Genomic DNA, 23,876 nt, shown 5'->3' on the forward strand with positions numbered 1-23,876 from the left:
CAACGCCGGCAATAGCGGTGATCGATCGGCGCGCGGCACGGCGCCGACGCGCGCCCGATCGTTCGTGAGCCCACAGCGTATGCGCAACGCTCAGCCACCCAAACCATGCAAATCTGATATTCAAATCGGGATTGATTATTTCCATTCCGCATGATCACGGCGTTAACCTGCGCTCCATTCCTGCCCGGCGATGCGCCGGGCCGTCCCTGCACCGGAGACCCAGATGAGCGTCGAATTCATCGGCATGATCCAGAGCCAGAAGCAGTCGGAAATCCACCCGCCGTCCGGCCCCGTGGTCGATCCCGACTATGTGCGCGACTTTGCGCGTGCCCACGAAACGGCCGGCTTCGACCGGATCCTCGTGCCGCATCACTCGACCGGCCCGTCGGCGACGCTGACGATCGCGTTCGCGGCGGCCGCAACCGAGCGCATCCATTTCATGCTCGCGCATCGCCCGGGCTTCACCGCGCCGACGCTCGCCGCGCGGCAGATCGCGACGCTCGACCAGTTCAGCCGCGGCCGGCTCGCCGTGCACTTCATCTCCGGCGGCTCGGACAGCGAGCAGCAGCGCGACGGCGATTTCCTCGACCACGACGCGCGCTATGCGCGTACCGACGAATATCTCGGCATCCTGCGGCGGATCTGGACCGAAGCGCAGCCGTTCGATCACGACGGCGCGCACTATCGGTTCAAGCAGGGTTTTTCGGAAGTGAAGCCGTTCCAGCAGCCGCATGTGCCGATCTACTTCGGCGGCGCATCGGACGCTGCGCTCGCGGTGGCCGGCAAGCACGCGGACGTCTACGCGCTGTGGGGCGAATCGCTTGACCAGGTGCGCGACCTGACGACGCGCGTGCGCGCCGAAGCCGCTCTGCACGGCCGGCAGGTACGTTTCTCCGTATCGTTCCGCCCGATCCTCGCCGCGACCGAGGACGAAGCGTGGGCGCGCGCGCATCGCATCCTCGACGAAACGCGCCGGCTGCGCGAAGCAGCCGGCCTCGGCGCCGGCGGCCCGCAGCAGAGCGAAGGTGCGCGCCGCCTGCTCGCCGCGGCCGAACGCGGTTCGCGCGTCGACAAGCGGCTGTGGACCGAGATCGCGAAGCTCACCGGCGCGCGCTCGAATTCGACGGCGCTCGTCGGCACGCCCGAACAGGTTGCCGATGCGCTGCTCGACTACTACGACCTCGGCGTGACGACGTTCCTGATCCGCGGCTTCGATCCTCTCGAAGACGCGATCGACTACGGTCGCGAACTGATTCCGCGCGTGCGCAGCGCTGTCGCGGAACGCGACGCGGCGCGCCGCGCCGCATGACGCCAACGGAGCCGCACGCCATGTCCGCCGCCCTCGCCACGCCCGTTCGTACCGCATCGGGCCTCGTGCTCGCCGAAGCGCCACGCCAGCATTTCTGGTTCGACCCGCCCGCGCCGCGCATCGACGTCGCCTCCGAACGCCGCCACCGGCAGGAACGGCTCGCGGCCGCATTCCGCCTGTTCGCGCGCTACGGTTTCGCGTCCGGGCTCGCCGGTCACATCACCGCGCGCGATCCGGAACTGCCCGACCATTTCTGGGTGAATCCGCTCGGCGTGCATTTCTCGCAGATCAAGGTGTCCGACCTGCTGCTCGTCAACGCGCACGGCGAAACCGCGATCGGCACGCGGCCGCTGAACAAGGCCGCGTTCGCGATCCATGCGGCGATCCACGAAGCCCACCCGCACATCGTCGCCGCCGCGCACACGCATTCGACCTACAGCAAGGCGTGGTCGACGCTCGGCCGCCCGCTCGATCCGCTCACGCAGGACGCGTGCGTGTTCTACGAGGATCACGCGCTGTTCGACGACTTCACGGGGATGGTCGTCGACACGAGCGAAGGCGCGCGGATCGCACATGCGCTTTCAAAGCCGGACGGCAGCACGCACAAGGGCGTGATCCTGAAGAACCATGGAATCCTGACGGCCGGCCCGACGGTCGAGGCCGCCGCATGGTGGTACATCGCGCTCGACAACGCCGCGCACACGCAGTTGCTGGCCGAAGCGGCCGGCACGCCGCAGCCGATCGATCACGCAACCGCGCGCCACACGCACGGCCAGATCGGCGGCCCCGACGGCGCGCTGCATGCGTTCGACAGCCTGTTCGCGCGCGTCGTCGCCGACGAACCCGACCTGCTCGACTGAGCGCCCTTCCGCAAGCCCGGAGACCAGACCACCATGACCCAACCCACCGCACCCGCGCCGGCCATCGCGCACGACGACAAACGCCGCCGGCTGCTGCGCGCGGCCGGCGCCGCCGCGCTCGCCGCGCCGGCGATCACGCTCGGCCGCAACGCATGGTCCGCGCCGCCGCTGAAGAAGCTCACGTTCGCGTGGAACCAGAACGCGTTCTGCCTGACGCCGATCGTCGTCGCGCAGGAGCGCGGCTTCTTCGAGAAAAACGGCCTGAAGGTCGACCTGATCAACTACAGCGGGTCGACCGACCAGTTGCTCGAATCGATCGCGACCGGCAAGGCCGATGCGGCGGTCGGAATGATCCACCGCTGGCTGAAACCGCTCGAAGCCGGCTTCGACGTGAAGATCATCGGCAGCTCGCATGGCGGCTGCGTGCGGCTGGTCGGCGCGAAGGCAGCCGGCGTCACGACGCTGCAGGCGCTGAAGGGCAAGACGGTCGGCGTCAGCGATCTCGCCGCGCCCGGCAAGCATTTCTTCTCGATCCTGCTCGCGAAGAACGGGATCGATCCCGAGCGCGACATCACGTGGCGGCAGTATCCGGCCGACCTGCTCGGCGTCGCGGTCGACAAGGGCGAGATCCATGCGATCGCCGACGGCGACCCGAATCTCTTTCTGCTCGAAAAGCGCAGCAACGGCGCGTATGCGGAACTCGCGACCAACCTGTCCGGCGAATACGCGCGCAAGGTGTGCTGCGTGATCGGCGCGCGCGGCGATCTCGTGCGCAACGACCGGCCGGCCGCTGCCGCGCTCGCGCGTTCGATCGTGCAGGCGACCGAGTACACGCACGACAACCCGAACGAGGCCGCGAAGGTATTCGCGAAGTATTCGCCGAAGATCAGCCCCGACGACCTGCGCAAGCTGTACGCGACGCTCACCTATACGCATCATCCGACCAACGTCGACCTGCAGCAGGAAATCGCGTTCTATGCGGACGATTTCCGCCGCATCAGCGTGCTGAAGAAAAGCACGGACCCGCAGCGCTTCGCGCAGCAGGTCTATGCGAACGTGCTGGGGTGACGCGATGTCGACCATCGAACATGCCTCCCCCGCGCGCGCTGCATCGGCACCGGCCGACGGCGCCGCTGCCTCCACTGCGCCTGCTCGCATCGCCTGCACGGCCTGCGAAGCCACGCTGGCCGCCGACGCCCGCCGCGCACGCACCTGGCCGACCGGCATCGTCGCGGCGTTCGCGTGGGCCGCGCTCGGCGCGCTCACGCAACTGTGGCCGAACCGCGTCGTCGGCTTCACCGACTGGGCATACACGGACACGTTCGGCACGGCGGCATGGACGATCGCCGCGTTGCTGCTCGTCGTCGCGACGCTCGGCCATCTCGTGCCCGCCACCCGCACGCGGCTCGCGCGCGTGCGTCCGGCCGGACCGTGGCTCGTCGCGCTGCCGCTCGTGCTCGCCGCATGGGAAATCGTCACCGCGAAAACCGGCTGGCTGCCGACGCCTTTCTTCGCACCGCCGCAGGCGCTGATCGAGGTGTATGTCGACGACTGGCCGCGCCTGCTCGGCAGCGCCGGCAACACGCTGAAGCTGCTCGCGCTCGGGTTTGCGTACGGCGTCGCGGTCGGCTTTGCCGTCGGCGTATCGATCGGCTGGTCGCGCCGGATCGGCTACTGGGTGCATCCGGTGCTGCGCGTGCTCGGCCCCGTGCCGGCCACCGCGCTGCTGCCGCTCACGTTCTACTTCTTCCCGTCGAGCTATTCCGCCGCCGCGTTCCTGATCGCGCTGTCGACCGGCTTCCCGGTCGCGGTGCTGACGTGGTCGGGCGTCGCGAGCGTCAACAAGCAGTATTACGACGTGGCCCGCACGCTCGGCGCGAACGCGCGCTTCCTGGTGCTGCGCGTCGCGATTCCGGCCGCGCTGCCGCACGTGTTCGTCGGCATCTTCATGGGGCTGAGCGCATCGTTCACGGTGCTGGTCGTCGCCGAGATGATGGGCGTCAAGTCGGGGCTCGGCTGGTACCTGAGCTGGGCGCAGGGCTGGGCATCGTACGTCAACATGTATGCGGCGCTGATCGTGATGGCGCTGCTGTTTTCCGGGCTGATCGCGCTGCTGTTCGCGGTGCGCGACCGCGCACTCGCGTGGCAGAAAGGAACCGTCAAATGGTAAGCGCCGCCGTACTCGAACCGTCCGTTGCCGCTTCGCCCGCCGCTTCGTCCACCGTCACGGCGCCGCGCGGCGCGCGCATCGACATCCGCCGCGTGAGCCATGCGTTCGACGGCCCCGGCGGCCCGCTGCCGGTGCTCGACGACGTCACGCTGTCGGTCGCGGCCGGCGAATTCGTCGCGCTGCTCGGTCCGAGCGGCTGCGGGAAATCGACGCTGCTGCGCCTCGTCGCGGGCCTCGACGCCGCGCGGCAAGGCACGATCGCGCAGGACGGCGTACCGATCGAGCGACCCGATCCGTCGCGCATCGTCGTGTTCCAGGACCCGACGCTGTACCCGTGGCGACGCGTGCGCGCGAACGTCGCGCTCGGCCTCGAAGCGCGCGGCGTGGCGCGCGTCGCGCAGCATCGCGTCGACGATGCGCTCGAACGCGTCGGGCTGCAGGAATTCTCGAACGTGTTTCCGCATCAGTTGTCCGGCGGGATGGCGCAGCGCGTCGCGCTCGCCCGCGCGCTCGTCAACGATCCGCGCCTGCTGATTCTCGACGAACCGCTCGGCAAGCTCGATTCGCTGACGCGGCTCACGATGCAGGCCGAACTGACCGCGCTGTGGCAACGCGACGGTTTCTCCGCGCTGCTCGTCACGCACGATGTCGAGGAAGCGCTGTTTCTCGCGCAGCGCGTGATCGTGTTCGGACCGCGTCCGGCACAGATCGTTGCCGAATTGCACGTCGACCTGCCCTACCCGCGCCATCGCGGCGACCCGCGCCTCGCCGAACTGCGTCACGACGCGCTGCGGCATCTCGGGCTGGATGCGAGCTGGTAGATGCAGGGTGCCGTTCGACGCTTGGCCGCCGCGCGGCGGGAACGCGGCCGATGAACGCGCCGCCGTTCTCCGACTGGGTGCTCGCATTCCTGCAACTGCTGTATCGCGCGCAAGTCGCATTGGCGCGCGTGCTGTACGCGGTCGGCCTGACCGGCGACGCCGACGGTCAGGCCGCATGGCCGTGGACGCACCGGATCGCGCTCGAGACGCTGCGCATCGACGCGGGACTCACGCGGCAACTCGCGCTCGCCGGCGCGTTGACGGCGCTGGCCGTCGTGCTCGCCTGCATCGCGCTCGCTTCGCGCAAATGGCGTTTCGCATCCGCGATCGCCGCGCTCGCCGTTGCCTGGTTCGCACCGTGGCCGCCATCATCGCTGTGGCTCGCGCCCGCCGTGCCGACGAGTTTCCAGCGCGATCCCGCGCCGTTTTCGGTGACGAACGTGATGCGCGGCGCGCACCTGTATGCGCAGCACTGCGCGGCCTGCCACGGCGCGGACGGCCGTGGCGAAGGTCCGCTCGCGGCCACGCTCGCGCACTGGCCGCCGACCTTTGCCGGCGCGCTGCTCGCGCGTCGCCTCGACGGCGAACTGTTCTGGCGCGTGCGCCACGGCACGCGCGACGAACACCGCGCACCGACGATGCCCGGCTTCGCAGCGACGCTCGGCCCGCAGGACACGTGGGCCGTGCTGGACTACCTGAAAGCGCTCTCTGCAGGCAGCGGCGCGCAGGCCGAAGGCGCGTGGCCCGTGCCCGTCCCGCTGCCGGCGCTCGACGTGCGCTGCGGCGCCGCCGCGCCCCAACCGCTCGATCGCTGGCGCGAAGGCCAGCGCGTGCGGATCGTCGCGCTCGCACCGGGCGTCGCGCCACCGCCGGAAGACGCGCGCTGGCAAACCTTGCTCGTCACTGCGCGCGGCGCGGCCGTGCCGCCGGCAACCGGCACCCGCGCGAACTGCGTCGCGTCGACGCCCGATGCATGGCTCGCGTTTGCGACGATTGCCGGCGTCTCACCCGACGCGCTCGGCGGCACGCAACTGCTCGCCGACAGGCGCGGCTGGCTGCGGGCGCGCGCGCTGCCGGGCAGCGCCGGCTGGTCGGATGCCGACCTGCTGTGTCGTTCCGATGCCGCTGCGCGGCCGACGGCGGCCGCCGCGAACGGCGACCCGCTGACCGCGCTGCTGCTGCGCGTCGACGCAGAACCCGTCCGCGACGTGCAGGCCGGGCTCCCGCACTGAATTCCCGAACCTCTCTTTCGATCAACCGAACTTCACGATGAATCCGACCCGACGCCATTTCCTCGCCCAGGCAAGCGCCCTCGCCACGATCGCCGCGGCCCCGGCCGCGCTGCGCGCGCAATCGGGCACACGGCCGCTGCTGCACGCCGGCGACCAGAAAGGCGGGCTGCGCGCGCTGCTCGAAGCGGCCGGCGAACTGAACGGCCTCGCATACGACATCGCATGGACCGAGTTCCCGGCTGCCGCGCCGCTCGCCGAAGCGCTGAACGCGGCCGCCGTCGATTGCGGGCCGATCGGCGACGCGCCGGTGATCTTCGCGCTCGCGTCGGGCGCACGCCTCAAGGTGATCGGCGCGAACCGTTCCGATCCGTACGGCACGGCCGTGCTCGTGCGGCCCGACGCGGCGCTGAAAGGCGCGGCCGACCTGAAGGGCAAGCGCATCGGCACCACGCGCGGCTCGATCGGGCATTTCGTCACGTTGAAGGCGCTCGACGCGGCCGGCTTGCCGCCCGATGCCGTGTCGTTCCGCTTCCTGCCGCCGGCCGACACGATGCTTGCGCTCGCAACCGGATCGATCGACGCATGGGCGACGTGGGAGCCCTACACGGCGCTCGCCGAAACGAGCGGCCGCGCGCGTGTGCTCGTCAACGGCCGCGGGCTGTGGTCGGGCCTCAGCTATCTCGCGGCGACCGACGCCGCGATCGCGTCGAAGCGCGACGTGCTGCACGATTTCCTGCGGCGCGTCGTGCGCGCCCAGACCTGGTCGTACCGGCATGTCGACGCGTATTCCGCGGCGCTCGCACGCATCATCGGCATTCCGCCGGCAGCCGCGAAGCTGCAGTTCGAGCGCCGCAACACGCGCTGGCTGCCGATCGATGCGACGGTGATCGCCGAACAGCAGCGCACGGCCGACTTCTATCTGAAGGCCGGGCTGCTGCGCCAGCCGCTCGACGTGCGCACGACCTTCGACGCGGGTTTCCCGCTCGCATGACCCGCCGCGCGGCGGTGCGCAACCGCCCGAACGGCTTCGGCACGATCTGGCACAATCGCGCTTTGACCATCCACGTCATTCGAAGCCAGCGCCATGCCAGCCATCAGCGAACTTTTCGTCTACCCGATCAAATCCTGCGCCGGCATCGCGCTGACGCGTGCGCAACTGCTCGAAACGGGCCTCGCATACGACCGCCACTGGCTGATCACCGATCCAGACGGGCAGATGATCACGCAGCGCACGCACCCGCGCCTCGCGCTGATCCGCACCGCGCTCGACAGCGATGCACTCGTGCTGAACGCGCCGGGCATGCGCGAGATCCGCACGCCGCTCGACGGCGACGTGTCGCCCGCCACGCCGAAAATGGCCGCGACCGTCTGGCGCGACACGGTCGATGCGATCGACACGGGCGCCGAAACGGCCGCATGGCTCACCGAATTCCTCGGCATGCCCACGAAGCTCGCGCGCTTCGGGCCTGACGCACGCCGCGGCTGCAGCCGCAAATGGACCGGCGAGATCGATACGCACACGCAGTTCGCGGACGGCTATCCGCTGCTCGTGATCGGCCAGTCGTCGCTCGACGACCTGAACGCGCGGCTCGCCGCGAAAGGCGCGCCGCCGATTCCGATGAACCGCTTCCGCCCGAACATCGTCGTGTCGGATCTCGATGCATACGAAGAGGATTTCGTCGAACACCTCGACACCGACGGCGCGACGCCGGTGCGGCTGCGCCTCGTGAAGCTGTGCACGCGCTGCCCGATACCGACGATCGACCAGGTCACCGGCGTGCCCGATCCCGCATGGCCGCACGAACCGACCGACACGATGCAGACCTATCGCGCAAACCCGAACTACGACGATGCGGTGACGTTCGGCATCAACGCGATCGTCGTCGAAGGCGCTGGTGCCTGGCTCGAAATCGGCCAGACGGTCGAAGCGGAGATCGGGTTCGGCGATTAAGACGCGCTCGCGGAATCCTGGAGCTTGCGGAGCCGCAAAGCGGCCGGTCCGGCACGCAGGCCGACGTCGGCGGTTCGTACCGGAACGTGCGTGACCGGTACCGGTCCACAACGGTCGTCAGGTCGCGCTTGCGCTGCAGTAACTCGGCACGCGAATCCTCATCGGACAACACACGCCGTCACGCCGCGCGCTGGTCCGCAGCGTGCGCCGCCGGCAGCCGGATCGTCACGACCAGCCCGCTGCCCGCCGCGTCGGCGAGCTTCACGCTGCCCTGGTGCACCCGCGCGATCTCCCGCACGATCGACAGACCGAGCCCCGTCCCTTCGACCGTCTGCGTCTTGCTGCCGCGATGGAAGCGCTCGAACACCGCGTCGCGCTCGTCCGCCGGAATACCCGGCCCGTTGTCGATCACGTCGAGCCGTGCATGCTCGCCGTCGCGCGACACCCGCACCGTGATCACCGCGCGGTCGCCCGCATAGCGGATCGCGTTGTCGATCAGGTTGCCGATCATTTCGCCGAGCAGCTCCGACTGCCCGTGCACGTCGACGTCGGCCTCGTGCTCGAAGCCGAGATCGATGTCGCGCGAGCGTGCGACGGGCGACCAGTCGAGCGTCACGCTGCGCGCGAGCCGGTGCAGCGCGACCGGCTTGTGCGCGACCGCATGGCCGCTGTCCGAATCGAGCCGCGACAGCGACAGCAGTTGCTGGACGATCTTCGCGGCCTGCCGCACCGCGCCGTTCGCGCGCCGCAGGTGCGCGTCCGCGCGCGGCTGCTCGTCGGGCCGCAGCGCGAGCTCGACACCGGCCTGCACGGCCGCGAGCGGCGTCTTCAACTGATGGGCCGCATCGGCAAAGAAGCGGCGCCGTGCGACCTGCATCCGCTGCGTGCGGCCGATGTACTGGTTGATCGAATCGACGAGCGGTGCAAGCTCGCTCGGCATCGCGCCGGTGTCGAGCGGCGTCGGATCGTCCTCGCTGCGCGCGGCGACCGTCGCCGACAGCCGGTTCAGCGGCCGCAGCCCGCGGCCGACACCGAGCCATACGATCCCGAGCGCGAGCACGACAAGCAGCCCTTCCTGCAGCAGCGAGCCCACCAGGATCTCGCGGGCGAGCGCCTGGCGCGCCTCGATCGTTTCCCCGACCATCACCCACACGATGCGCGACTGCGCGGTCGGCACGTCGTGCACCGGTATGCGTAGCGCCGCCATCCGCAACTGCTCGTCGCGATAGACGACGTCGTAGTAGCGCGTGACGAACAGCGCGCCGTCGCCGGCGTCGCGCCCCTGCGGCAGCGGCAGGTCCGGGTAGCCGGTGATCGTGCGGCCGTTGTCCTCGCGGATCAGGTAGTAGATCTTGCCGCCGTCGCTCGATTCGAGCATTTCGAGTGCGAGATACGGCAGGTCGACCTCGACCTCGCCGTCGTTGAGCCGCACGCCTTCGCGAATCGACTTCAGCGACGACGACAGCGTGCGGTCGAACGCGACGTGCGCGGCGCTCATCGCGCGCTGGTACGTGAGCCACGAGTCGAGCGCGAGCAGGCCGAGCAGCGGCAGCAGCAGCCACAGCGCGACCTGCGTGCGCAGGTTCGGGCGGGTTACCATGGCTCCCGCCGGGCCTCCCCAAGGAAGCCATGCGCCCCCTTGGCGGGCAGCGAACGTGTCGATCCGGAGTTAGCGCCTTTGGCGCTTACTCCGGTCCCATGCAAAGCTGTCGATCCGGAGTTAGCGCCTTTGGCGCTTACTCCGGTCCCATGCAAAGCTGTCGATCCGGAGTAGCGCTTTAGCGCGTACTCCGGTCCCGTGCAGAGCCAGTGAGCGTGGGGGGCGTAACTCATACCGCCTTCGCTTCGAGCAGATACCCGAGCCCGCGCAGCGTGACGATCGCGACGCCCGTGTTCTCGAGCTTCTTCCGCAGCCGGTACACGTAGATCTCGATCGCGTCGGCGTTGACCGACTCGTCGAGCCCGAAGATCTTCTCCGACAGCGTTTCCTTGTTGATCGCACGACCGTTGCGCAGGATCAGCACCTCGAGCACCGAGCGCTCGCGCGGCGTGAGCGACAGCGGCTCGCCCGCGAGGTGGAAGCTGCGGTCGATACTGTCGTACGAAAGCGGCCCGCATTCGACGCGCGAATGCTCGTGGCCGAGGCTGCGCCGGATCAGCGCGCGGGCGCGCGCTTCCAGTTCGGTCAGCTCGAACGGCTTCGCGAGATAGTCGTCGGCGCCGAGATCGAGCCCCTTCACGCGGTCCTCGACCGACCCGTGCGCGGTGAGGATCAGCACCGGCACCGGATTGCGCCGCGCGCGCAGCCGCCGCAGCACCTCCAGCCCGTCGAGCTTCGGCAGCCCGAGATCGAGGATCACCAGCGCGTAATCCTGCGTGCGCAGCACGTGGTCCGCCGCCTCCCCGTCCGCCATGTGATCGACCGCGAAGCGCGCGGCGCTCAGCGCGTCGTTCAGCGACTGGGCCAGGTTCGGATTGTCTTCGACGAGCAGCACACGCATGGGGATTCCGGTAAGGTCAGCGACAGGCCGCTACATTACATGATCCTTTCCATGTCGACGCCTCGCGGAAACACCGGTTGCGCCGCCCCGGCGAACCCGCGCCGCCCGGTCCGGCCGACCGCCGCTCATCGCTCGGCGGCGGGATGGCTCCCCGTCACAAAGCGCGAACCGTCGATTACGTTCCGCTCGCGAAGACCGACGACCACCGCCAGGAACGCGACGCTCGCGCCGACCGTGACGGCAATCATCGGGCGGGCCGTTCCATCCGACAGCCACGCCAGCACGCCGCCGCACGCGGCCGTGATCGCCATCTGGATAAAGAAGAAGAGCCCGGACGCCGTGCCGGCGATCTTCGTGTACGGCTGCATCACCGCGAACTGACAGGCCGGAATCGCGATCCCGACGGCGATCATCACGACGAACATCGGCGCGACGAGGGCTGCCAGCGCCGTCGGGGCGATCGCACCGCAGCCCCACAGCGCGATGGCGCCGACCAGATTGACGGCTGCCGCCGCCACGATGACCGAATCGGCTTTCCAGCGGCCGCTGGTCCGCGCGAACACGCTTGAACCGATCAGGTAGCCGAGCACGGTCAGGCCGAAGATCGCGGCATAGACCGGGCCGGACACGCCCATTTGCCGCTGAAACAGCGTCGACGATTCCGCGATGAACGGATAGTACGTGCAGTAGGCGAAGCTGATCGCCAGCGAGTAGCGCAGGAAACGGCGCTCGCGCAGCAGGCCGGCATACGTCCGCAGGAGCCCGCGCCCCGGCGTCGGCCGTGCGTCGCTTTCGCGGGTCTCGGGCAGGTAGCGCAGCACCATCGCCGTCGCGACCAGCCCGCCCGCCGCCAGCCATCCGAACACGCCGCGCCAGCCGAGCCACTCGGCGACCGCGCTGCCGGCCAGCGGCGCAATCACCGGCGACAGCGCCATGCCGGCCGAGATGCGACCGAGCATCGTGGCCTGCATCGCGGTCGGAAAGCGCTCGCGCACGATGACGCGCCCGATCACCGTTCCACTGCAGCCGCCCAGCGCCTGGAAGATGCGTGCAGCGATGATCGCCGGGACGCTGGTCGACAGCGCGCACGCAACGCTCGCGATCGCGTAGACGCACAGGCCGCCAATGAGAACGGGGCGGCGGCCGTATCGATCGGACAACGGCCCCGACACCAGCATCGACAGCGCATACCCGACCATGTAGAGGGTCAGCGTGAGCTGCAATTGGGCGTCGGTGCCGTGCAGCGCGTCAGCCATCGCAGGCAGCGACGGCAGGTACGCATCGATCGTGACTCGCGGCAGGCACACGACGAGCATCAACAGGAACAGCCAGCCCCACTGGGGCAAGGAACGTGTCTTCATGCGGTGAGTCCGTCTCCGGTCGGATGGGTGTGGTCGACAGCAATCTAAGGGGAAAGTGATATAAGCTGAAGGACCATTAAATCGAACAATGACTGGACCACTATGCCGCGAGGCAAAGCCGCGAATCCGCTTGATCTGCCGCGCCCGTCCGGGCTGTCGACCGGCAGCCCGCAGTCGAAGCAGGCGTGCATTGCCGACGCGATTCGCGATGCGATCCTGAAGCGCCTGCTTCCCGGCGACAGCCCGCTGCCGTCCAGCCGAACCCTGGCCGCACGCTGGAGCGTCGCAAGGGGAACCGTCGAAGCGGCGTACGACCTGCTGTGCTCCGAGGGCTACATCGCGCGTACGCGCGGCTCCGGGTCGCGGGTCTGCGCGGTGGTGCCCGACAGCTATCTGCGCGCGGCCGCGCAGTCGCGCGACAGCAGCCCCCGCCGCCCCGACGCGGGCCCCGCGCCGGCCGGCGCGACGGATGCGGCCGCGCCGGAACATGGCGTGCGCCCGGGCGTCCCGTTCGTCGCGCGGCTCGCCGATCCCGGCCTGATGCCGATGCAGCAATGGAAGAAGGCGCTCGGGGCGAGCCTGCTTGCCGCGACGGCGAACGACCTCGGGGCGACGCCGTCGCAAGGCGTCGAAAGCCTGCGCGCCGAAATCGCCGCGTACCTGCGGGAATACCGCGGCATTCCGTGCAAGGCAGGCGACATCTTCATCACGACCGGCATCCGGAATTCGATCGATCTCGTCGCGCGCACGCTCCTCGCGCCCGGCGCGACGGTGCTGATGGAAGATCCCGGCTATGCATCGGCCCGGCAGATTTTCACGATCGCGGGCGCGACCGTGATCGACGTGCCGGTCGATCGGGAAGGAATCGACACGGCGTCGCTGGATCGCCATTCCGATGCGCGCGCGGCCTACGTGACGCCCGCCCATCAGGCACCGCTCGGCGTCACGATGTCCGTGTCGCGCCGGCTCGAACTGCTCGACTGGGCGCAGCGCAGCCGGGCGTGGATCATCGAAGACGACTACGACGGCGAATTCGGTTACCAGACCGCCCCGCTGCCCGCGCTGAAATCGCTCGACACCTGCGATCGCGTGATCTACTGCGGTTCATTCAACAAGACGCTGTTCTCGGGGCTGCGCATCGGCTTCATGGTCGTGCCGGCGGAACTGCGGCCAATGCTGTCGGCCGTGTGGCACGCGACCGCGCGCTCCGTCGGCGTGGCGCCCCAGCTCGCGCTGGCCCGCTTCATCGCGCACGGCGATTTCGCGAAGCACCTGCGCGCCAGCCGCCACGCGTACCGCCAGCGGCGCGACATCGTGCTCGACCAGTTGGCGAAACACGCCGGCGGGCAATACACGGTGTCCGGCGAGCACGCGGGATTTCATTTCGTGCTGTGGCTGCCGCCCGGAATCGACGACGCATCGTACGTCGCACAGGCGCACGCGGCCGGCGTCGAATTGCAGACGATCCGCGGATTCTGTCGGAGCGCCGAGTGCGAAGCGGGTGTCGTCGTCGGGTATTCGGCACTGACGACCGCGCACGCGCGGCATGGCGGCCGAATCCTCGGCCAGTTGCTGGCGCAACCCGCGTAGCGGTCGTTGCCGGCATTCCGGCGTCCGGCGGCAACCCGCTTTCTTCCCTTTTCAAACCGCCCCGCGCGCCGTGAGAACCGCGGCCGCCGTCGTTTCGACCTCGGGAAATCCATGACACAAAGGACGCGATTGTGAACCGGAATGAAAGCAGGCTGAAAGTGCCCCGCAATTAACATCCGCGTCACTCGAACAACATCTATGGGTAACTGGAGGAAGACATGCCGTTTGCACCGAAACACCTCGCCGCCGCGCTGACGATCGTCCTGGGCACTGCCGCCGGCAGCGCCGTCGCGCAGGTTCCGGCCGGGTATCCTGGTAACTACCAGGGCGTGATCGACGCCGCGAAGAAGGAAGGCAAGCTGATCGTCTACTCGACGACCGACACGGGCCTCGTGCGTCCGCTGATCAAGGACTTCGAAAGCGTGTACGGCGTGAAGGTCGAGTACAACGACATGAACAGCACCGAGCTGTACAACCGCTACATCAGCGAGAATGCAGCGAGCAGCACCAGCGCCGACGTGCTGTGGAGCTCCGCGATGGACCTGCAGGTCAAGCTCGTCAACGACGGCCTGATGGCGTCCTACGATTCGCCCGAAAGCCCGAACGTGCCGCAATGGGCGCAATACCAGAAGCAGGCGTACGGCACGACCTTCGAGCCGCTCGCGATCGTCTACAACAAGCGCCTGATCCCGGAGAACGAAGTGCCGACGACGCGCGCGGACCTGATCAAGCTGCTCACCGCGCAGGCCGACAAGTTCAAGGGCAAGGTCACGACCTACGACATCGAGAAATCGGGCGTCGGCTTCAACTACCTGACGCAGGACGCGCACGTGAACGAGAAGGTCACGTGGGAACTCGTGAAGGCGATCGGCGCGACCGGCCCGAAGCTGCAGTCGAGCACGGGCGCGATGATGGAGCGGATCTCGTCGGGCGAGAACCTGATCGGCTACAACATCATCGGTTCGTATGCGTACGCGAAGGCGAAGAAGGACAAATCGATCGGCTATGTGTTTCCCAAGGACTACACGCAGGTCGTGAGCCGCCTCGCGACGATCTCGAAGAAGGCGAAGAACCCGAACGCCGCGAAGCTGTGGGTCGACTACCTGCTGTCGAAGCGCGGCCAGACGCTGATCGCGAACCAGGCGAACCTGTACGCGATCCGCGCGGACGTCACGGGCGAAACGTCGGCCGCGAGCCTGACGAAGGAGCTCGGCGATTCGCTGAAGCCGATCCAGATCGGCACCGGCCTGCTCGTCTATCTCGACCAGTCGAAGCGCCTTGCCTTCCTGAAGCAATGGCAGCAGGCAATCAAGCGCTGATCCGCTGACTGCCGGCCGCTCGCCACGCATCGCGCGGGCGGCCGCTTCCCCTTACCGACTTCCTAGAGGCGGCCATCCGGATGGCCGCAGGGGCGAACTCATGCTTTCAACCAGCACACGCGGAACGGCGCCGGCCGTTGCGCTCACCACCGGCCAGGGCGGAGCGATTCCCCCGCTGCCGGTCAACAGCCTGCAGCCGCTCGCCGGCATGCTGCGCTGGATCGTCGTCGCGGTACTGACCCTCGCGGTCGCGCTGCCGCTCGGCTTCATCCTGTTCCAGAGCCTGCTGTCCGCGCCGTTCTTCGACGCGAACAAGACGCTCGGCATCGAAGGTTTCCGCTTTATCTTCAGCGATCCCGACTTCTGGTCGGCCGTGAAGAACTCGTTCATCATCGCCGGCGGGATGCTGTTCATCTCGATCCCGCTCGGCGGCATCCTCGCGTTCCTGATGGTGCGCACCGACCTGCCCGGCCGCCGCTGGCTCGAACCGCTGCTGCTCACGCCGGTGTTTGTGTCGCCGATGGTGCTCGCGTTCGGCTACGTGGTCGCGGCCGGCCCGGTCGGCTTCTACTCGGTGTGGTTCAAGGAACTGTTCGGGGTGCAAAACGTGCCCTGGAACGTCTATTCGATCTTCGCGATCACCGTGATCGTCGGCCTCACGCACGTGCCGCATGTGTATCTGTATTCGTCGGCCGCGCTGCGCAACCTCGGCTCGGACGTTGAGGAAGCCGCGCGCGTGACGGGCGCCCGCCCGTTCCGCGTCGCGCTCGACGTCAGCCTGCCGATGACGATGCCCGCGCTGCTGTTCGCCGGCGTGCTCGTGTTCTTCCTCGGCTTCGAGGTGTTCGGGCTGCCGCTCGTACTCGGCGATCCGGAAGGCCACCTCGTGCTCGCAACCTACCTGTACAAGCTGACCAACAAGCTCGGCGTGCCGTCGTATCACCTGATGGCCGCGGTCGCGGTGTGCATCGTCGCGATCACGTTCCCGCTCGTGCTGCTGCAGCGCCGCCTGCTGAAAACCGCCAACCGCTTCGTCACGGTGAAGGGCAAGGCCGGCCGCGCGACGGTGCTGCCGCTCGGCGTGTGGCGCTGGGTCGCGCTCGCGATCGTCGCGCTGTGGCTGATGCTGACCGTGATCGTGCCGATCTCGGGCATCGTGCTGCGTGCGTTCGTGACCAACTGGGGCGAAGGCGTCGCGCTCGCCGAGGTGCTGACGCTGTCGAACTTCATCGAGCTGTTCGAGCAGGACAACCTGGTGCGCGCGATCGTCAACACGCTCGGCATCGGCGTTATCGGCGGTGCGCTCGCGGTCGGCTTCTACTCGCTCGTCGCGTTTGCCGGCCACCGCCGCCCCGACTGGGCGACCAAGCTGCTCGACTATCTGGTGCTGCTGCCGCGCGCAGTGCCGGGCCTGCTCGCCGGTCTCGCGTTCCTGTGGATCTTCCTGTTCGTCCCCGGCCTGCGCGAGCTGAAGAACTCGATGTGGAGCATCTGGATCGCGTACACGGTCGTATGGCTCGCGTACGGGATGCGGCTCATCCAGAGCGCGCTGCTGCAGGTCGGCCCCGAGCTCGAGGAAGCCGGCCGCAGCGTCGGCGCGACGCGCAGCCGCGTGTCGCTCGACGTGACGCTGCCGCTCGTGCGCTTCGGACTGCTAGCGGCGTGGCTGCTGATCTTCATGATCTTCGAGCGCGAATACTCGACGGCCGTCTACCTGCTGTCGCCCGGCACCGAAGTGATCGGCGCGCTGCTCGTGTCGCTGTGGGCGACCGGCGCCGTCGACCAGGTCGCCGCGCTTTCTGTCATCAACATCGCGATGGTCGGCGCCGGTCTCGGCGTGGCCCTGCGTTTCGGAGTGAAACTTCATGGATAAGCTCATCGTCGACGATCTGCATCTCAGCTACGGCGCCAATCCGATCCTCAAGGGCGTGTCGTTCGAACTGAAGGCCGGCGAAGTCGTGTGCCTGCTCGGCGCATCGGGCAGCGGCAAGACCACGCTGCTGCGCGCGGTGGCCGGCCTCGAACAGCCGTCCGACGGCCGCATCCAGCTCGACGAGCGGGTGTTCTTCGACGGCGCGAAGCGCGTCGACCTGCCCGTCGAGCAGCGCTCGCTCGGCCTCGTGTTCCAGTCGTACGCGCTATGGCCGCACCGCACCGTCGCCGACAACGTCGGCTACGGTCTGAAGCTGCGCCGCGTCGCACCCGCCGAACAGAAGCGCCGCGTGCAGACCGCGCTCGACCAGCTCGGCCTCGGCCATCTCGCGGAACGCTTTCCGCATCAGCTGTCGGGCGGCCAGCAGCAGCGCGTCGCGATCGCGCGCGCGCTCGTCTACAACCCGCCGGTGATCCTGCTCGACGAGCCGCTGTCGAACCTCGACGCGAAGCTGCGCGAGGAAGCGCGTGCGTGGTTGCGCGAGCTGATCGTGTCGCTCGGGCTGTCGGCACTGTGCGTGACGCACGACCAGACCGAAGCGATGGCGATGTCCGACCGCATCCTGCTGCTGCGCAACGGCCGCATCGAGCAGGAAGGCACGCCGGCCGAGTTGTACGGCGCGCCGCGTTCGCTTTACACGGCCGAGTTCATGGGCAGCAACAACCGGATCGACGCGCGCGTCGCCGCGATCGACGGCGAATGCGTGACGCTCGCCGGCGACGGCTGGGAGCTGCGCGCGCTCGCGCGCGACACGCTCGCGCCGGGCCAGGACGCGCAGGCCGTGATCCGTCTCGAGCGCGTGCAGGTCGCCGACGGCCCGGGCGCGAACCGGCTGCAGGCCGACCTCGTCACGTCGATGTATCTCGGCGACCGCTGGGAATACCTGTTCCATTGCGGCGACATGCGCCTGCGCGCATTCGGCCACGTGCCGCGCGCGGCCGGCAAGCACTGGCTCGAATTCCCGACCAACGACTGCTGGGCGTTCGCAAAAGCGGGCTGACCCGATCGCGGCGGCCCGCACGCCGCCGCATCTGCACGCCGCGCGCATCGCGCCATGCGACGACATGCAGGTTCGGCGGACGTCTTGCGGCGCCCGCCACGGCTCGTTGCGCGCAGCACCTGTTTCACCCAACCCACAAGAACCAAGGAGACACCGTCAATGAAGTCACGCGCAGAACGTTCGATTCGCACAGTAGTCCTCACGAGCTCGGCCGCCGCGGCCTGGATCGCCGCGCCCGCCGCGCACGCGCAGTCGTCCGTCACGATGTACGGGATCATGGATGCCGGCATCGAATACACGAACCACGCGGCGCCGCAGGGCGGCAATTCGTTCAAGCTGAAGTCCGGCAACAAGAACACGTCGCGCTGGGGCTTGCGCGGCGTCGAGGATCTCGGCGGCGGGCTGAAGGCGATCTTCCGCCTCGAAAGCGGGATCGATCTCGCGAACGGCGCCTTCGACGACGGCCCCGACTCGATCTTCGCGCGCCGCGCGACGGTCGGCCTGAAAGGCAAATGGGGCGAGTTGTCGCTCGGCCGCAACTTCACCGTCACCTATGACTACATGCTGCCGTTCGACCCGATGGGTTACGCGCAGAACTACTCGTGGGCGACCTCGTCGATGGCGACGGGCGGCCGCAAGGACGGCCTGTTCACGCGCTCGTCGAATGCGGTGCGCTACGACGGCGAATTCAGCGGCTTCAAGTTCGGCGCGCTGTACGGTTTCGGCAACGTGCCGGGCAGCGTGAAGACCAGCTCGAAATACGATTTCGCGCTCGGCTACGAGACCGGCCCGTTCGCGGCCGTGGTCACGTTCGACCGGCAAAACGGCGCGGCCGACAGCGTCACGCCGGCCGATACGGTCAACTACATCCAGGGCATCCATGCGGGCCTGAGCTACGACTTCGGCAACCTGAAGACGATGGCCGGTTACCGCAATTACAAACGCACGTTCCGCACGACGGCGGCGAACCAGCTGAGCGATATGTATTGGGTCGGCGGGTCGTACCAGTTCACGCCGGCGTTCTCGCTGATCGCGGCGGTCTATCACCAGAACATCAAGGGCGGCACCGACGCCGATCCGACGCTGGTGTCCCTGCGCGCGAACTACGCTCTGTCGAAGCGCACGGTGCTGTACGCGGCCGGCGCGTTCGCGATCGCGAAGCACGACCAGAAGGTCGGCGTGTCGCGCGATTTCGCGGGATACGGCACAACGCAGGTCGGCGTGACGGCGGGGATTCAGCAGCGGTTCTGAGCCTGATGCAGCGGGCGGCAGCGGGCGTCTGCCGCCCTGCTTTCCCCCACCCGCGGCGGCATCACGACGGATGGCCGGTCGTCGCCGCGCGGCCGTTCATCGCGCCGCGTCCGCTGCGGTTCGGTCGCCGCTCACGCGCCGTGCATCGTGAACACCGGACGCACGAGACTGTTTGCATCGCCCCAGTGTTCGCCTACAGCCGACAGCGGCACGGTGCGCGTCTCGATCGCGAGGCCCGCCGGCCCGGCCGCGTCGAACACACCGCGCACGGAGTCCAGCAAACGCGGCAGCGACACGCTGCCGAGGCCGCTGCCCATCAGTTCGATTGCGGTTGCGCGCAGCACCGCACCCGGCAGCAGCACGTCCGCGCCGCCGATCGAGCCGATCTGCACGAAACGCAGCCGGCGGCCATCGGGCGCCGCCTTCGCCGCGGCAACCAGCAGCGTCTGCGCGCTGGCACCCCACAGATAGTCGAGCACGACATCCACGCCCGCGCGCAAATGCGGTTCGAGCGCACGCGCCAGATGCACGTCGTCCTGCTGCAGCGACACGACGGCGTCCGCACCGGCGTTCAGCAAAGCGTCCAGCGCGGCCGCGTTGCGGCCTGTTGCGATCACCTTCGCGGCGCCGAGATGCTTCGCGATCCGCACCGCCAGCCGGCCCGACGTACCCGTTGCGCCGTTGACGAGCACCGTCTCGCCTGCCACGAGCCGCGCGCGTTCGGTCAGCGCGGCCCACGACGACATCCCGGGAATCGCGATCGCCGCGGCCGTGACGTCGTCGAGCCCGTCCGGCAGCGGCACGCACTGCGTGTCGGGCGCGATCGTGCGCTCGGCCATCGCGCCGAACGGCGCGGGGACGCCGAAGAAATAGACGCGCTGCCCGTCGTCGCGACGGCCCACGCCGTCGACGCCGACGACGAACGGATAACGTCGATCCGACGAGTAATGCGCGCCGGACGCGCGCGCCTGCGCGATCCGGCTCAGCGCGGACGCCGCCACGTCGATCAGACTGTGGCCCGGCATCGCGCGTGGCGGTTCGAATTCCATATGGACGGGGCGCTCGCCGGCGCCCTTCACGACTGCGGCTTTCATGGTGGCTCCTTGAATCGGGTATCTCGATAGACGGTTGCGGCGAACGTCAGCGTGCGTCCAGCCACGCACGCAGCGCCGGATCGCGCACTTCCATCACGTCGAACAGGCCGAGCGTGCGCAGCGCGGGCAATGCGTCGATCGCGTCGGCTTCCGCGCGGGCCCGGTCGGCGGGCGCGGCATCGGGATCGGTCAGCACGCGCGCGTTGACCAGAAACGCGCCGACGGTGCCCTTGCGGATCGTCGTTCCGCCGGCATCGATCCGGTCGGCATGATCGGGAAGCATCTGTTCGGCTCGCATCGTGTCGTACTCCGGTTGTCATCGATGGACGCAGTGTAGGCGTGCGAAGCCGGCCGATCTCCGGTATAACAGCCATTCGATACCGATATCCGGCCATGTCCGATCCGCTCCTGCCCGCCCGCTTCATCACGTCCGACGACGGCCCGTTCGTCGTCGCCGCCGTCCTGTCGCAACGCGACCCGCGCGTGACCGCGCCGCACTCGCATGCCCGCGGCCAGCTCGTCGGTGCGCTGAGCGGGCTGCTGACGATCGGTCTCGACGACCAGGACTGGGTCGTGCCGGCGATCCACGCGATCTGGATTCCGCCGCATTGCCGGCATTCGCTGCGTTCGTTCGGGCCGATTTCCGGCTGGTCGGCGTTCGTCGCCGAAGCGCGCTGCGCGGCGCTGCCGGATACGCCGCGCGCGATTCGCACGACACCGCTGCTGCGGGAAGCCGTGCAGCGCGCAGCAAGCTGGGGGGATTCGGAACTCGATGCCGCGCAGACGCGAATCGCCGACGTGATCCTCGATGAAATCGCTGCTTCGAAAGTCGAATCGCTGAGTCTCGCGCGGCCGCGCGACGCGCGGCTCGTGCGCATCACCGATGCGCTCGCCACGAACCTCGCGGACAACCGGCGGCTGGAGGAATGGGCCGAATGGGCCGGCATCAGTGCACGGACGATGAGCCGCCGCTTCGTCGCCGAGACTGGCCTGACGTTTGCCCAGTGGCGTCAGCAAGCAAGGTTGCTGCGAGCGCTGGAGAAAATCGCCGACGGCATACCGGTGACGACGATCGCGCTCGATCTCGGGTACGACAACGTGAGCGCGTTCATCGACATGTTCCGGCGCGCGTTGGGGACAACGCCGGGGCGGTATCTGGAAGCGGGAATATCAGAAGTCACGATAACTGGAAGTCAGTCGTAACCCATCCCCGAGGCTTGCGCGTGCGCACTCAATTCCGCCATCACATCCGGGATTGCTTCGCCGCTTTCGTCCATGCGCCGCGCCAAGGCGATGGCGGGGGGGCGTAGATGAGCCATCGCCTCGCAATTCGGGATCGCATTCGATTCGAGCGATGTCATCCGGTCCCTTCGCAAAACCGTGTGCCGATTCCCCGATTCGTCAGGCAGTGCCTCTGCGTTGCTGGGCTTATCTGCCACGGCCTCTCGCTCAATACGTCGTGTCGCCATTCCTTTCCGTCGGCCGGGATACTCCCTTGAACTGCGCCGCCAACCGCTCCGCACTCCTCGCCAGCAGCGTCGTATCGACCCCGACCGCGACGAACAGCGCACCCGCTTCGAGATACCGCCGCGCCGCCGCCTCATCTGCACTCAGAATCCCCGGCGCCTTGCCGGCCGCCGCGATCGTCCGGATCGCGCCGTCGATCGCTGCCTGCACGTCCGGGTGCCCCGGATTGCCTAGATGCCCGAGATCGGCCGCCAGATCGGCCGGCCCGATGAACACGCCGTCGACACCTTCGACCCGTGCAATCGCGTCGACCGCATCGAGCCCCGCGCGCGTCTCGACCTGCACGAGCACGGCCATCTCGTCGTTCGCGCGATGCAGGTAGTCGCCGACGCGATTCCACCGCGACGCACGCGCCAGCGCGCTACCGACGCCGCGCATCCCGTGCGGCGGGTAACGCGTCGCGGCAACGGCCGCGCGCGCTTCGTCGGCGCTCTGCACCATCGGGACCAGCAGCGTCTGCGCGCCGAGATCGAGCACCTGCTTGACGATCACCGGATCGTTCCACGGCACGCGCACGACCGGATGCGACGGATACGGCGCGATCGCCTGCAGTTGCGCGAGGATCGTCGGCACCGTGTTCGGCGCGTGCTCGCCGTCGATCAGCAGCCAGTCGAAACCGGCGCCCGCGACGACTTCGGCGCTGTACGGGTTCGCGAGGCCGAGCCACAGCCCGATCTGCGCGTCGCCGCGCGCGAGCGCGGCCTTGAAGACATTCGAAGGAATCTGCATCGCTCGCTCACTCGAAGTAGCACTGGATCGTCCCGAGCGGGCCGTAGTCGACGCTGAACGTGTCGCCCGGCCGCGCCGCGCACGGCCGCGTGAACGAGCCGCCGAGCACGATCTGCCCGGGTTCCAGCGCGACGTCGAAGCGCGACAGCCGGTTTGCGAGCCACGCGACGCCGTTCGCCGGATGGTTCAGCACGCCGGCCGCGACGCCCGTTTCCTCGACCACGCCGTTGCGCGACATGATCGCCGCGACCCAGCGCAGGTCGACGTCGTGCGGCTTCACCGGCCGGCCGCCGATCACGACGCCCGCGTTCGCCGCGTTGTCGGCGATCGTGTCGAATACCTTGCGCGGCCGTTTCGTATCGGGGTCGATCGACTGGCTGCGGGCGTCGATGATCTCGAGCGCGGGCACGACGTAATCGACCGCGTCGTACACGTCGAAGATCGTGCAGTTCGGGCCCGAAAGCCGCTTGCCGAGCACGAACGCGAGTTCGACCTCGACGCGCGGCACGATGAAACGACCGGTCGGGATCGTGCCGCCGTCCGCGAAGAACATGTCGTCGAGCAGCGCGCCGTAGTCGGGTTCGTCGATCTGCGACGTGTTCTGCATCGCCTTCGACGTGAGGCCGATCTTGTGCCCTTTCAGCGTGCGGCCTTCCGCGAGCTTGAGGGTCACCCACGCGCGCTGGATCGCGTATGCGTCGTCGATCGTGATGTCGGGATGGTCGAGCGAGATCTGGCGGATCTGCGTGCGCTCGCGCTCGGCGTCGTGCAGACGCTGCGCGAGCTGGTCGATGATGGCGGGTTCGAGCATGGTCGGATCGCGAATGGGGTCAGCCGGCTCGCTTGTAGCGGGCGTGGATGTTGTTGTGCTTGTACGAGCCGCTTTCGCTGAACTCGGTCAGTTCCATCGACAGCGCGAGATAGCGTGTCGCGTACAGCTCGGCGAAATGGGCCTTGATCGCGTCGAACAGCGCATCGCACACGGCTTTCTTCGTGTCGTCGCGGCGGCCCGAGCCGATCTTCAGCGTCACGTGGACGAACGCGTCGTCCTCCGTGCCGTCCGCGACGCAGTAGTCCTGCAGCTCGATCGCGCGCGACCGGATGCCGCCGGTCGGGAACACGCCGCCCTGCGCGATCAGCGTCGCGTTGATCGTGTGCAGCAGCGCGGGAATGTGCGCGTCGTCGCGGATGTTCGCGGTGTATTCGACGACGATGTGGGGCATGGCAA

Annotated in this window: 23 protein-coding genes; 14 read left to right on the top strand and 9 right to left on the bottom strand. The window is 68.5% G+C overall.

Features of this window, described 5'->3' with window-relative positions; genetic code table 11:
* Positions 1–223: 223 nt before the first annotated feature.
* The 8 genes from DM992_RS18990 to DM992_RS19025 all read left to right on the top strand — a co-directional run bounded on the left by DM992_RS18990 (position 224) and on the right by DM992_RS19025 (position 8,343).
* On the top strand, positions 224–1,309 hold the full coding sequence (locus tag DM992_RS18990) for an LLM class flavin-dependent oxidoreductase (RefSeq protein WP_111018165.1): 1,086 nt from the start codon (positions 224–226) through the stop codon (positions 1,307–1,309).
* Positions 1,310–1,329: 20 nt separating this feature from the next.
* Positions 1,330–2,169, top strand: coding sequence for a class II aldolase/adducin family protein (locus DM992_RS18995; protein ID WP_111018166.1), 840 nt, complete (start codon positions 1,330–1,332; stop codon positions 2,167–2,169).
* A gap of 33 nt (positions 2,170–2,202) precedes the next feature.
* Positions 2,203–3,237, top strand: coding sequence for an ABC transporter substrate-binding protein (locus tag DM992_RS19000; protein ID WP_111018167.1), 1,035 nt, complete (start codon positions 2,203–2,205; stop codon positions 3,235–3,237).
* Between the two features lie 4 nt (positions 3,238–3,241).
* Complete coding sequence (locus DM992_RS19005; RefSeq protein WP_111020289.1) at positions 3,242–4,339, top strand: ABC transporter permease subunit; 1,098 nt, start codon at positions 3,242–3,244, stop codon at positions 4,337–4,339.
* Positions 4,333–5,160, top strand: coding sequence for an ABC transporter ATP-binding protein (locus DM992_RS19010; RefSeq protein WP_111018168.1), 828 nt, complete (start codon positions 4,333–4,335; stop codon positions 5,158–5,160). Before DM992_RS19005 ends, DM992_RS19010 begins: the two co-directional genes overlap by 7 nt.
* Before the next feature lie 50 nt (positions 5,161–5,210).
* The gene (locus tag DM992_RS19015; RefSeq protein WP_111018169.1) at positions 5,211–6,392 is read left to right on the top strand and encodes a cytochrome c; all 1,182 of its coding nucleotides are present in this window, start codon (positions 5,211–5,213) and stop codon (positions 6,390–6,392) included.
* Positions 6,393–6,429: 37 nt separating this feature from the next.
* Positions 6,430–7,383, top strand: a complete 954-nt coding sequence (locus DM992_RS19020; RefSeq protein ID WP_111018170.1) for an ABC transporter substrate-binding protein — start codon at positions 6,430–6,432, stop codon at positions 7,381–7,383.
* Between the two features lie 93 nt (positions 7,384–7,476).
* Complete coding sequence (locus DM992_RS19025; RefSeq protein ID WP_111018171.1) at positions 7,477–8,343, top strand: MOSC N-terminal beta barrel domain-containing protein; 867 nt, start codon at positions 7,477–7,479, stop codon at positions 8,341–8,343.
* Between the two features lie 178 nt (positions 8,344–8,521).
* On the opposite strand, the gene DM992_RS19030 is transcribed toward DM992_RS19025, so the two are convergent.
* The 3 genes from DM992_RS19030 to DM992_RS19040 form a co-directional block, all read right to left on the bottom strand.
* Complete coding sequence (locus DM992_RS19030) at positions 8,522–9,943, bottom strand: sensor histidine kinase (protein WP_111018172.1); 1,422 nt, start codon at positions 9,941–9,943, stop codon at positions 8,522–8,524.
* A gap of 229 nt (positions 9,944–10,172) precedes the next feature.
* Positions 10,173–10,844, bottom strand: coding sequence for a response regulator (locus DM992_RS19035; RefSeq protein WP_047903423.1), 672 nt, complete (start codon positions 10,842–10,844; stop codon positions 10,173–10,175).
* Between the two features lie 125 nt (positions 10,845–10,969).
* A complete protein-coding gene (locus tag DM992_RS19040; RefSeq protein ID WP_111018173.1) occupies positions 10,970–12,205 on the bottom strand; it encodes a multidrug effflux MFS transporter in 1,236 nt (411 codons plus the stop codon).
* 102 nt (positions 12,206–12,307) lie between these two features.
* Here DM992_RS19040 and DM992_RS19045 point away from each other — a divergent pair, with 102 nt between their 5' ends.
* From DM992_RS19045 to DM992_RS19065, 5 genes are all read left to right on the top strand, one after another.
* Positions 12,308–13,795, top strand: coding sequence for a PLP-dependent aminotransferase family protein (locus tag DM992_RS19045; RefSeq protein ID WP_111018174.1), 1,488 nt, complete (start codon positions 12,308–12,310; stop codon positions 13,793–13,795).
* Between the two features lie 218 nt (positions 13,796–14,013).
* Positions 14,014–15,114: an ABC transporter substrate-binding protein gene (locus DM992_RS19050; protein WP_111018175.1), complete on the top strand. Its 1,101-nt coding sequence runs from the start codon at positions 14,014–14,016 to the stop codon at positions 15,112–15,114.
* A 100-nt stretch (positions 15,115–15,214) separates the two neighbouring features.
* Entirely contained in the window at positions 15,215–16,987 is a 1,773-nt protein-coding gene (locus tag DM992_RS19055) for an iron ABC transporter permease (protein WP_111018176.1), read from the top strand.
* On the top strand, positions 16,980–18,047 hold the full coding sequence (locus DM992_RS19060; RefSeq protein ID WP_111018177.1) for an ABC transporter ATP-binding protein: 1,068 nt from the start codon (positions 16,980–16,982) through the stop codon (positions 18,045–18,047). The genes DM992_RS19055 and DM992_RS19060 overlap by 8 nt, the downstream gene beginning before the upstream one ends.
* 159 nt (positions 18,048–18,206) lie before the next feature.
* The gene (locus tag DM992_RS19065; RefSeq protein ID WP_111018178.1) at positions 18,207–19,298 is read left to right on the top strand and encodes a porin; all 1,092 of its coding nucleotides are present in this window, start codon (positions 18,207–18,209) and stop codon (positions 19,296–19,298) included.
* Positions 19,299–19,429: 131 nt separating this feature from the next.
* Here DM992_RS19065 and DM992_RS19070 read toward each other — a convergent pair whose 3' ends face one another.
* Both DM992_RS19070 and DM992_RS19075 read right to left on the bottom strand, forming a co-directional pair.
* A complete protein-coding gene (locus DM992_RS19070) occupies positions 19,430–20,392 on the bottom strand; it encodes a zinc-binding alcohol dehydrogenase family protein (protein ID WP_111018179.1) in 963 nt (320 codons plus the stop codon).
* A gap of 46 nt (positions 20,393–20,438) precedes the next feature.
* Positions 20,439–20,690, bottom strand: coding sequence for a hypothetical protein (locus tag DM992_RS19075; RefSeq protein WP_111018180.1), 252 nt, complete (start codon positions 20,688–20,690; stop codon positions 20,439–20,441).
* Positions 20,691–20,785: 95 nt separating this feature from the next.
* Here DM992_RS19075 and DM992_RS19080 point away from each other — a divergent pair, with 95 nt between their 5' ends.
* On the top strand, positions 20,786–21,595 hold the full coding sequence (locus DM992_RS19080; protein ID WP_111018181.1) for a helix-turn-helix transcriptional regulator: 810 nt from the start codon (positions 20,786–20,788) through the stop codon (positions 21,593–21,595).
* On the opposite strand, the gene DM992_RS41710 is transcribed toward DM992_RS19080, so the two are convergent.
* The 4 genes from DM992_RS41710 to DM992_RS19095 form a co-directional block, all read right to left on the bottom strand.
* Positions 21,586–21,753, bottom strand: a complete 168-nt coding sequence (locus DM992_RS41710; RefSeq protein ID WP_162631691.1) for a hypothetical protein — start codon at positions 21,751–21,753, stop codon at positions 21,586–21,588. The genes DM992_RS19080 and DM992_RS41710 overlap by 10 nt on opposite strands.
* A gap of 88 nt (positions 21,754–21,841) precedes the next feature.
* Positions 21,842–22,648, bottom strand: coding sequence for a 4-hydroxy-2-oxoheptanedioate aldolase (gene hpaI, locus DM992_RS19085; RefSeq protein WP_111018182.1), 807 nt, complete (start codon positions 22,646–22,648; stop codon positions 21,842–21,844).
* A 7-nt stretch (positions 22,649–22,655) separates the two neighbouring features.
* Positions 22,656–23,459 (bottom strand): 2-oxo-hept-4-ene-1,7-dioate hydratase, encoded by an 804-nt coding sequence (gene hpaH, locus DM992_RS19090; RefSeq protein WP_111018183.1) that lies wholly within the window; start codon positions 23,457–23,459, stop codon positions 22,656–22,658.
* A 19-nt stretch (positions 23,460–23,478) separates the two neighbouring features.
* Entirely contained in the window at positions 23,479–23,871 is a 393-nt protein-coding gene (locus tag DM992_RS19095; RefSeq protein WP_111018184.1) for a 5-carboxymethyl-2-hydroxymuconate Delta-isomerase, read from the bottom strand.
* Between the last annotated feature and the right edge of the window lie 5 nt (positions 23,872–23,876).

Source organism: Burkholderia sp. JP2-270 (assembly GCF_003233675.1).
Taxonomy (GTDB): domain Bacteria; phylum Pseudomonadota; class Gammaproteobacteria; order Burkholderiales; family Burkholderiaceae; genus Burkholderia; species Burkholderia pyrrocinia_C.